Annotated in this window: 11 protein-coding genes and 1 pseudogene; 5 read left to right on the top strand and 7 right to left on the bottom strand. The window is 53.8% G+C overall.

Features of this window, described 5'->3' with window-relative positions; genetic code table 11:
- Positions 1-117 precede the first annotated feature (117 nt).
- A complete protein-coding gene (locus BM022_RS06575) occupies positions 118-429 on the bottom strand; it encodes an HU family DNA-binding protein (protein ID WP_091137860.1) in 312 nt (103 codons plus the stop codon).
- 140 nt (positions 430-569) lie between these two features.
- Entirely contained in the window at positions 570-980 is a 411-nt protein-coding gene (locus BM022_RS16370; protein ID WP_091137859.1) for a DUF2628 domain-containing protein, read from the bottom strand.
- A gap of 548 nt (positions 981-1,528) precedes the next feature.
- Between BM022_RS16370 and BM022_RS06565 the strand changes: the two genes are divergently transcribed.
- A complete protein-coding gene (locus tag BM022_RS06565; protein WP_256209003.1) occupies positions 1,529-3,667 on the top strand; it encodes a sensor domain-containing protein in 2,139 nt (712 codons plus the stop codon).
- A gap of 274 nt (positions 3,668-3,941) precedes the next feature.
- Positions 3,942-4,121, top strand: a pseudogene (locus BM022_RS06560) (SOS response-associated peptidase family protein); the annotation flags it as partial.
- Between the two features lie 311 nt (positions 4,122-4,432).
- On the opposite strand, the gene BM022_RS15945 reads toward BM022_RS06560, so the two are convergent.
- From BM022_RS15945 to BM022_RS15150, 3 genes are read right to left on the bottom strand one after another with little or no spacing between them, the layout of a single operon-like run.
- Complete coding sequence (locus BM022_RS15945; RefSeq protein ID WP_256209002.1) at positions 4,433-4,606, bottom strand: FxDxF family PEP-CTERM protein; 174 nt, start codon at positions 4,604-4,606, stop codon at positions 4,433-4,435.
- Between the two features lie 2 nt (positions 4,607-4,608).
- A complete protein-coding gene (locus tag BM022_RS06550) occupies positions 4,609-5,166 on the bottom strand; it encodes a hypothetical protein (protein ID WP_091137855.1) in 558 nt (185 codons plus the stop codon).
- Positions 5,051-5,941, bottom strand: coding sequence for a hypothetical protein (locus tag BM022_RS15150; RefSeq protein WP_143079545.1), 891 nt, complete (start codon positions 5,939-5,941; stop codon positions 5,051-5,053). Before BM022_RS15150 ends, BM022_RS06550 begins: the two co-directional genes overlap by 116 nt.
- Before the next feature lie 324 nt (positions 5,942-6,265).
- Between BM022_RS15150 and BM022_RS06530 the strand changes: the two genes are divergently transcribed.
- Positions 6,266-6,856, top strand: a complete 591-nt coding sequence (locus BM022_RS06530; protein ID WP_091137853.1) for a PEP-CTERM sorting domain-containing protein — start codon at positions 6,266-6,268, stop codon at positions 6,854-6,856.
- A 78-nt stretch (positions 6,857-6,934) separates the two neighbouring features.
- Here the strand turns inward: BM022_RS06530 and BM022_RS06525 are convergent, their stop codons facing one another.
- The gene (locus BM022_RS06525) at positions 6,935-7,087 is read right to left on the bottom strand and encodes a PEP-CTERM sorting domain-containing protein (protein WP_091137886.1); all 153 of its coding nucleotides are present in this window, start codon (positions 7,085-7,087) and stop codon (positions 6,935-6,937) included.
- Between the two features lie 234 nt (positions 7,088-7,321).
- Here BM022_RS06525 and BM022_RS15145 point away from each other — a divergent pair, with 234 nt between their 5' ends.
- Together BM022_RS15145 and BM022_RS06515 are read left to right on the top strand one after the other, a co-directional pair.
- Complete coding sequence (locus tag BM022_RS15145; protein WP_143079544.1) at positions 7,322-7,591, top strand: hypothetical protein; 270 nt, start codon at positions 7,322-7,324, stop codon at positions 7,589-7,591.
- Between the two features lie 287 nt (positions 7,592-7,878).
- Positions 7,879-8,250, top strand: a complete 372-nt coding sequence (locus BM022_RS06515) for a DinB/UmuC family translesion DNA polymerase (protein ID WP_256208999.1) — start codon at positions 7,879-7,881, stop codon at positions 8,248-8,250.
- On the opposite strand, the gene BM022_RS06510 is transcribed toward BM022_RS06515, so the two are convergent.
- Complete coding sequence (locus BM022_RS06510) at positions 8,213-9,199, bottom strand: hypothetical protein (protein ID WP_091137850.1); 987 nt, start codon at positions 9,197-9,199, stop codon at positions 8,213-8,215. The two genes, BM022_RS06515 and BM022_RS06510, sit on opposite strands and share 38 nt — an antisense overlap.
- Between the last annotated feature and the right edge of the window lie 69 nt (positions 9,200-9,268).

Genomic DNA, 9,268 nt, shown 5'->3' with positions numbered 1-9,268 from the left:
GGAACGATAAAATTACCGCACTGAATAGTTAAATCTGATCTGACAATTGCACCTGTCAAATCGGGTAACTGTCAGATGAAGTCGCGACTACTACATATAAGCGAGAGCGCCTGAAACCTATAGTGCTTTGACGCTCCTGATCCTTACTTTCCGCCCCCGTTGACGGGCGGCCTTGAGCGCTGCACTTGGTTTGAATGCTGCCACCCTCGATGCGGAAATTTGAAGTTCCCCGCCGGTCTTGGGATTGCGGCCAGTTCGTGCCGCACGATCGCGTACTTCGAACGTTCCGAAGCCCAGCAACGTCAGCGACTCCCCTTTTTTCAACGTATCGGAAATAATTTCCACCAGTGCGTTCACAGCGCGGTCGGCGGCAGCGCCACTGGCGTCAGTCTTCGCAGCCAGTGCATCAACGAGTTCTTTTTTGGTCATGTTTGTAATTCGCTTCTAATCAGTTAACTGGGCATCATTATAAAGTGCAAGGACTAGGAGGCCAGCAACGCTTGTGGGGGTCCAGGCCGAACAAAAACGCGATCGGCATTGTTCTAATCCCTCAGTAGCAGCCTGAGCTGTCACCTACTCACATTGCCACTTGCGGCTAATTTCGCCTTGGAAATAGCGTCCCCACTGGATTCAGCTCTAATAGTTTGAATCGGGCTATAACCTCTACGAACCAGATTTTTTTCTCTCCAAGAGTTACCTCTCAAACCTGGAACCAGGCAGAGAGCTCCCCATGCAATTAATACAACAAAGAGTAATAGAAACGTCAAGGATGAATCTTCCATCCTCTCAACGAACCCCTCTGCAACGTGTACGATGGCGTATAGGGCAATCCACAACACAGCGGAATACCATAGGCGATGTACCATCATCCAGATAACTGATAGAAAAAATGCGGGCCAGCTAAATCCGACTTTAACAGCCTCAATCCGTTCAGTCGGATGCTCGTATATCTTGAATAATTTGTTATTGCCAGTTCTCATCAATCCTCATATCTTCTTAATATCAACCTTCACATCAGTCCGGACCGTTTTGATTGAGCTTTACCTCTCCTGATTTTTTTGTTCTCACGAGATCAATTCCGGCTTAGGGCTGCGGGCCTTATGGGGCGGCGCCGCAGCCCCTGAAGTAGGATGGGTTCGCAGTTGTGACAGCGGCAATCGCGGACGTTGTTGCCGCCGAGTGTAATGGCAATATGATGAGTCTCATGCAGAAACGTCAGGCTCCTTTAATTTTTGGTGAGATTGAGAAACACTGTTCCGAGGAACTCTGTCGCAGAGCCAAGGGCATTAGACATCAGAATGGATAACGTAAACAGCTGTAACAAATGACAGGTACTGAGGTGTGGGGTAGAGTTTCGTCACAGAGCGGTGGCTTTTGTCTCTCTGGGTGTTCAGGGTATCGTGCCCAGACCTTTGAGAATTTTTGCTAGTGAGGCATGGTAGAGAGTTTCCTTCTTTTTAACAGTGGAAAACATCGGTCTGGGGAACTCTGATCGGATTTTGACGAGCAAAGTTTCTTTGTTCTCTTAGTGAAAAAAGAAAAAGCTGTAGCACTAGAACGTTTAAATAAAAAACTGCTGTTGGCCATAGAGGAGCAGCAGGCGACAACGCTCGAACTTTCAAATGCGAAGCTTCGCACAGAGAAGATTTTGGAAAGTATTACCGAGGCTTTTTACGCCGTGGATCGGGAATGGCGCTTCACCTATGTGAATAAGGAAGCGGAAAATCTGCTACGGCGCCCGCGGGGCGAACTTCTGGGCAAAGTGCTCTGGAACGAATTTAAGGAGGCGATAGGCACAATCTTTGATCGTGAATACCACCGAGCGCTGGCTGAAAACACCACAGTGAAATTTGAAACCTTCTACGCGCCTCTGGAGGGCTGGTTCGAGGTGCACGCCTACCCGTCGGAAGAGGGCCTGGCTGTATATTTTAACGACATTAGCGAGCGCAAGCAGTCTGAGCAGGCGCGCCAGGAAGCCGGTGCTCGCATTCGCCAGCAGGCTTCCTTGCTCGACAAGGCAACCGACGCGATCATTGTGAATGGCATCGATCATCGCATTCAGTTTTGGAATGAGGGTGCCAAGCGGCTCTATGGATGGACTTCCGAAGAGGTGTTGGGCAAATCGATAGAGCTGTTGTATGAGGACACCCTGACCTTCAATGAAGCAACCAGCCTGTTGTTGAACTCCGGGGAATGGAGAGGCGAGATCGCACAGCGGCGCAAGGACGGAAGCATATTGCCCGTTGAAGCACGTTGGACGTTGGTCAGAAATGAGGAGGGACAGCCCAAAGCGGTCTTCGCAATCAATACAGATATTACGCAACGCAAGAGCGCTGAGAACAAAATCCAGTACTTGGCATTCTTCGATTCTCTGACGGGTTTGCCCAACAGGCAACTCTTGCTGGACCGGTTGCGGCAGGCGCTCGTAGCGAGGGCCCGTAACCACCGCATGGGCGCGCTACTGTTCATCGACCTCGATAATTTTAAACTGCTCAATGATACGTTCGGCCATGACTTGGGTGACCGGTTGCTTCAGCAACTTGCTCCCCGCCTGAGCTCATGTGTGCGCGAAGGTGACACTGTCGCCCGCTTAGGGGGCGACGAGTTTGTAATAATTCTGGTAACAGACTTTAGCGAAGATTATGACGCAGCCGTTGCTCAGGTAAAAGCCGTCTGCGAAAGGATTCGCAGTACGTTCAATCAACCTTTCAGTCTAAATGCATATAAACACCACACCACGGCGAGCATAGGGGTCGCAGTATTTAACGATCAGTCACACACAACCGACGAGTTGCTCAAGCAAGCGGATCTGGCGATGTATCAGGCAAAAGCATCAGGGGGAAATGCCATGTGTTTTTTTGATCCGGATATGCAAGCCGCAATTAATGCTCGCGCTGCTCTGGAGTCGGACCTGCACAAAAGCTGGGAGAGAAACGAGTTTGTTCTTCACTACCAGCCGCAGGTAGATAGCCGCGGGATTATGGGTGCGGAAGCGCTGATACGATGGCAACACCCTCGACGCGGCCTTTTGCCTCCGGACCAATTCATTCCTCAAACGGAGGAAACGCGCCTGATTCTTCCTTTGGGTGCCTGGGTGTTGGAGACTGCTTGTACCCAGCTTGCAATCTGGTCGGAGCGCCCGACGACTGCTCAGCTTAATCTCGCCGTGAATATCAGTGCCCGCCAGTTCTCTCAGCCAGACTTTGTCGAGCAGGTAGTTTCGATCCTCGATCGAACCGGCGCCGATCCGCAACGACTCAAGCTTGAGCTTACGGAGAGCATCCTGGTCCACAACATGGAAGACACCATTGAGAAGATGGCTGCACTTAAAGCCAAGGGTGTGGGCTTTGCCTTGGATGACTTTGGTGTCGGTTATTCCTCGCTCTACTATCTGAAACGCCTGCCCATAGATTGGGTAAAAATCGATCAGTCATTTGTGAGGGACGTGCTCACTGATAATAACGACGCAACAATAGTCCGCGCCATTCTGCTCTTGGCAAAAAGCATGGGGTTGGCGGTAATTGCCGAGGGGGTGGAAACCGTAGCACAAAAGGACTTTCTTGCGACGCATGGATGCACTACTTATCAAGGCTACCTGTTCAGTCCACCTCTTCCATTAGATCAATTTGAGGAGCTTGTGGTAGAAGAAAAGAATGCGCAATATTAAGCGCGGGGGGGGGGTAGAAAAATGGAATTTCATGCTGCCGCGGCACGATTAGTATCATGGGTTCGATTAACCGCCAGTTAAAATACCCGAAAGCGCCCGTGCCCACGTTCTCGTTTGACGATGCGCCGCGCGGATGTGAAATGTTCAAAAAGAAGGAAGACCACGGTGTGAGGGCCCCCTTTACGCCTTAATCCATAGCATATAGAGTTCCCCAAGCTTTTTAGGCACAGCAGCAGGAAGCGCTACCACGACGTGATCCTCTGTCACCCAGAATTGCGAAGGCGGAATGGTGGAAATACATGACCGAAGACCGGTAGTGCTGGAGCCGGAGGATGCGTTACGGTGGATGGATCCTGATGCACCAATTGAAGAAGCGGCCCACATTGCCCAGACCAGATCAGTCCCCACAGAAGAATTCATGTGGTGGAAGGTGGACCGGGTGGTAACGGTATAACGACGGAAAGCACCTGCTTATGCCTTTAAGTGTAGTAGTTCAGATGATCTGACAGTAGGGCCTTGCCAAAGGCGGGGTTACCCGATTTGATAGAGGTGCGAATCTTTATCAATTGAGCGCTAAAAGCGCAAAGGAGTAACCCCATGAGTAGTGTTCAACAAAATGTTATCAAGTGTATTAGTTCGGATTTGATCCGATAAGTGATGTCAGCTTCGAACTGCCGCCAAGTGCCAGGAAGGGACCCTCAGGCGCGGGAAACAATAAGCCCCGAGGGTACATTTACGCCTTTATGGCTCGGCATCAAACTCTGCTCAAGCAGTCCTGCGGCGACGCGCGATAAAGCCCAGCAGACCCAGACCAGCCAGCAGCATGGCGTAGGTTTCTGGTTCGGGGATGGGAGCCAGCAAGAAGGCGTGGTCCACACCTGTCTTGGAATTGTGTGCATTCCCGACAATCCAACCATTGTCGTTGATATCACTTGCCACAGTCAGCACAGGGTGGCATGACGTAGCCAATCAGGCCCATCTGAGCCGAGGTCAGACCCCGCGATTTGGCCGGCATCGTTGACGGCGCGGGCGATACCCCGCCCCAGGTCAGCCGCCGTGGCGCCGTTCCACACGGTAGCGTGGAAGCCGTCATAGAGAGAGAAGGACTCCCCTACTACTTTGCCGGCATTGTTGATGGCGTACGCTATGCTAACCCCGTACCCCAGGTCGGTCGCGGTGCTGCCATTCCACACGGTGGCGTGAGTGGTAACGTCGCCAGTGGTCCGGGAGTCCCCCGTCACTTGGCCCGCATCATTGATGTCGTTGGCACGGCTGTTCGGGCCGCCCAGAGTGCCCAGGTCGGTGGTCTTGGAGCCATTCCACACGGTGGCGTGCTGTGCAGCGTTGCCAGTGGTATTAGCCCACCCCGCCACTTGCCCAGCTTCATTGATGGCGTGGGCTTGGCTGTGATCCCCACCGAGCGTGCCGAGGTCGGTCACCGTGGTGCCATTCCACAGGGTAGCGTGTTGGGCAGCGCTGGTATCGGCCCACCCCGCCACTTGGCGGCATTATTGATGGCGCTGGCGTAGCTGTTAGTCCCCCCAGAGTGCCCAGGTCGGTGAATGTATAGATGGGAGCCAGCAAGAAGGCGTGATCTAAACCTGATTTTGAATTGTGTGCGTTCCCAACAATCCACCCATTGTCGTTGATACCATTTGCCACACTCAGCATCCAGCCGGCGTTCACTATGCTGGCATCCAGAAAACCGTTGAGATCGGTCGCGGTAGTGCCCTTCCACAGGATGGCGTGCTGAGCCCCGCCAGTGGTAGAGGCCCACCCTGCCACTTGGCCGGCGCTGTTGATGGCGAGGGCTTCGCTGCGACTCCCACCGAGCGTGCCCAAGTCCGTCGCCCTGGTGCCATTCCACAGGGCGGCGTGGTGAGCCCCACCAGTGGTAGAAGCCCACCCTGCCACTTGGCCAGCATCGTTGATGGCGAAGGCTCTGCTATCAATCCCGCCCAGCGGACCCAGGTCGGTCCTCGTGGTGCCATTCCACAGGGTGGCGTGCGGAGCAGCCGGGCCAGTCGTCTCGGACCACCCTGCCACTTGGCCGGTATTGTCGATGGCGACGGCGCAACTGGGGTTTCCTCCGAGCATACCCAGATCGGTCCTCGTGGTGGCACCCTTCCACAAGTAGGCGTGGCTGCTGCCGGTAATTCTTTCCACAGTCCCTACCACTTGACCGGCATTGTTGATGGCGTTGGCTTGGCTGTTAAACGAATCCCGAAGGCCAATTATTGTTGTTCCACTCCACAGAGACTTACGTCTTCTCAAATAGTCTACTCAGGCTGTAGCCGCGTACCCCTAACTAGACTATCGTAAGAGTGACCACGATAATAAGAGGGGCGGCGCCTTCGCTCGGCATCATCGTTTGAGGAAGCAAGCGACGCAACGATTCCTATTCGGTGAGCTTTCCCCAGCTGATTAACGTACGTTATCAGGAGGTAGATCAAATGAGCGCAAAATTATCCCTTCTTGGTTTGCTCATCACGGCTGTTTTGTTGACGAGCACAAGCCAAGCTAATGCCCAAGCTTATACCTTCACTGACTTGGGTGCGCCGCTAGGCGGCCCCAACAGCACCGCCCGCGCCATTAACAATGCCGGCCAAGTGGCAGGATGGGCAGTATGCTACTCATCTCTCCGACAGACCAGATCCCCAGCTGGCCCCTCACGCTATCGTATGGAATGGCACCACGGCGACCGACCTGGGCACGCTGGGCGGCACTTCTAGCTGGGCGTACGCCATCAACGATGCCGGCCAAGTGGCTGGCGGTGCATATTTCCCTGGCGATGCGAACGGTCACGCCATCCTGTGGAATGGCTCTACGCTAAAGGACCTGGGCACGCTGGGTGGCGGTTCCAGTGAAGCCTTTGCCATCAATGATTCGGGCCAAGTGACAGGGTGGGCCGCTACCACGGATGGGGCTCAACACGCCGCCCTGTGGAATGGCACCACCGTGACCGATCTCAATAGTTTTCTGGATACCAGCACGGTGAATGCGGGCTGGGTGCTGACTGTTGCAAATGGTATCAACGACCACGGGTGGATTGTTGGGGACGCGCACAATTCAAAATCAGGGGTAGATCATGCCTTCCTGCTGGCCCCTATTCCAGAGCCTGAAACCTATGCCCTGCTGCTAGCCGGTCTGGGTCTCGTGAGCTTCATGGCGCGGCGTCGCACGGCCTAAGCAAGCCTGGGCTGGGTGGGAGCGACTGCGTCCGTTTTGGATCATATTCGAACTGCCGCCAAGTGCCAGGAGCAGCCCTCAAGCGTTGGAAACAATAAGCCCGAAGGGGGCCGCGTCTGCTCCCCTATGGCACGGCATCAAACTCTGCTTAAGTATCTTGCGGCGGCGCGCGATAAAGCCCAGCAGACCCAGACCAGCTAGCAGCAGGGCATAGGTTTCGGGTTCGGGGATAAGGCCAAAAACGGCGGCGACCCCATCACTGACGCTACTGCGGCGGGCCGGTTACTCAATACTCTAATTGAAGCCCGCTTGTGCGATCCTGGCGCAACCGGTCCTTCAAGCCGGTGGGCACGTCTTCCCGTTGCTATCAACGGCAAGCCAAAATATGTGAATGAAGCCGGTGAGCTGTTTCGCTGTCGTCTCGTTGAGTGGCGACCTGAAAAGCGCTATACGGAGCAGGAAATCATGGATAGGCTCCAATTGGAGCTTGTTCCAGCCGGGCGTTCCAAAAAGGAACGCAAAGGCTCGCCCGCTAATCCGAAAGGGAGAGGTAACCAGGGTGACGACGTTCTGACACCCAAGCCAGCGCAGAACCCCGTCTTGGCCGCGCTCCAGGCTAAAGGCCTTTACAAAACGCCTCTCGGGTCCGGCAAGCATGATATTACCTGCCATGGACACATGAGCATACCGACGAACTGGACACGGGTGCCGGCACCTTTCGGCAGTATGGCGTGAGAGTTAAACCCGGCCAGTATTTCATTCAGGACCTCAGCAACTATTACTGGAGAATTGCATGGTTCAGTTTGGTCAATCAGGGGCGGCGGGCCATCCATCGCTTGCCTCGCACGTCGCACCTCGGCGTCTAACGTACTAATGCGCACACCCAAGGCTTTAGCGGCCTCGATTCTTTCTTGTCGTACGCTAGTGGAGATAACTGGGCTAGGCTTTCCGCGGAGTAAATCTTTGCTTCACCTGCTTGCCCTGTGCCATTGGGGCAAGGATTACCCGCATCGTTCTGCTCGTTGTCAAAAGAACAGCTTGCCGAATGTTCCAGATCACTCGCACTCAATCTCGCTCACTACAGAGCAAGATATGGCGAATTACCGCTGGATGAGATGCCCATTGCCAAGCAGGTCATGAGTTCGCGCTCATTCGGGCAAAGGTTCGAAAGCCTGCAGGAGCTGCGGGAAGCTATCAGTAATCATGCTGCCAATGCAGCGCAGCGGCTGCGCAAGCAGCGCGTGTTTGCTAACGCTGTTTCCGTATTCATTCAGAACAGCCCGTTCGATGAGGTGGGGTTTTATGGAAGAACGGAGACCGTTGTCCTGCCAGCCCCAACAGAGTGCAGTCTGCAAATCACGAATGAGGGAGTGATAGGGAATGAGGATTTATAGTAGCGATTACGGTGTAATTGATGTCTCCGGTTGTACCCTTCTTAATCGACGCTGGCGTTCGCTGAAAGGCCCACAGCCCCAAGTTGTCATTGTGTAGGTTCGGGCTGCTGTTGAAAAATGCTCGAACCACAATAGGGCCCGTCATGGGGCCTGTAGTTGAGTTAATCCTAATTCTGTAGCTCGGTGTATTGCCGTTGGGCTGTCCGACATCATCTGTATGGATAGAATCGAACATCGGCATTGCAAGATCTAGGGAGCTGGGAGAAACCGGCAACAGCAGATTCGCCAATGCAGGGTCGTACCATAACGTCATCACATTACGACCGGTGAGGAAGCGAAGCGCGTTAACATCATGCCGGACATTATCGATATACATTGTGGAAATCTGGAGGAGCCGCACTGACTCGAACTTTTCCGTCTGCGCCGGATCGGGGATCACATCCTCTGTGAGTTCAAACGTTCCCGCTACGTGGAGTGTGGTTGCCAAGTCACATGGGTCTTCCAGGATCAGCGCCCAAGAGAGATTCATGATCTGATTAGTCGTGGCGCTATTGGAGGAACTTGAGCGGGAGCTTGTAATCTGGATCAGCAGCCTGCCCGTACCATTCGGACTGAGTTGGGATGTGTCAATAGTGACGCGCTGTAACTGGGGATGGAAGAATAAGGTTCTCTTCCGAAATGAAGTCGAGGTACCGGAGATTGCTGGCCCGAGGACAAGGCTCTGACCGAACGCCAACGGCGGCGTAGGATCAGCCCCGGCTTTAAGCCGCAGATAACCGGAAGAGTAGATAACAAGAACCTGAGGGAAACGGTTTGTATTGGGTACGCGTTTCGCAAAGGACAGGAGTCTGGACATCCCCATTGATTTGCCATTGATTAATACTTCGAATGGATCTTCTGGGATTAACGCCCGCAGCTTTTTTATAACCCACATGCCGTTGTTGAACATCTTATCTGCTGCAAAGCGTCCTTGTCTTCCAGAATCCAGTTACGGAGATGCTCATCTTTAGTACGGAGA

It is taken from the genome of Nitrosospira sp. Nsp14, assembly GCF_900113575.1.
GTDB lineage: Bacteria > Pseudomonadota > Gammaproteobacteria > Burkholderiales > Nitrosomonadaceae > Nitrosospira.
Note: the sequence above shows the minus strand (reverse complement) of the source record. Positions and strands in the feature narration are given on the sequence as shown.

Bases quoted from the DNA above. Each gene is read 5' to 3' on its own strand.
- BM022_RS06575 (WP_091137860.1), bottom strand. From the start codon at position 429: ATGACCAAAAAAGAACTCGTTGATGCACTGGCTGCGAAGACTGACGCC.
- BM022_RS16370 (WP_091137859.1), bottom strand. From the start codon at position 980: ATGAGAACTGGCAATAACAAATTATTCAAGATATACGAGCATCCGACT.
- BM022_RS06530 (WP_091137853.1), top strand. From the start codon at position 6,266: ATGCCGGCCAAGTGGCAGGATGGGCAGTATGCTACTCATCTCTCCGAC.
- BM022_RS15145 (WP_143079544.1), top strand. From the start codon at position 7,322: ATGGATAGGCTCCAATTGGAGCTTGTTCCAGCCGGGCGTTCCAAAAAG.
- BM022_RS06510 (WP_091137850.1), bottom strand. From the start codon at position 9,199: ATGTTCAACAACGGCATGTGGGTTATAAAAAAGCTGCGGGCGTTAATC.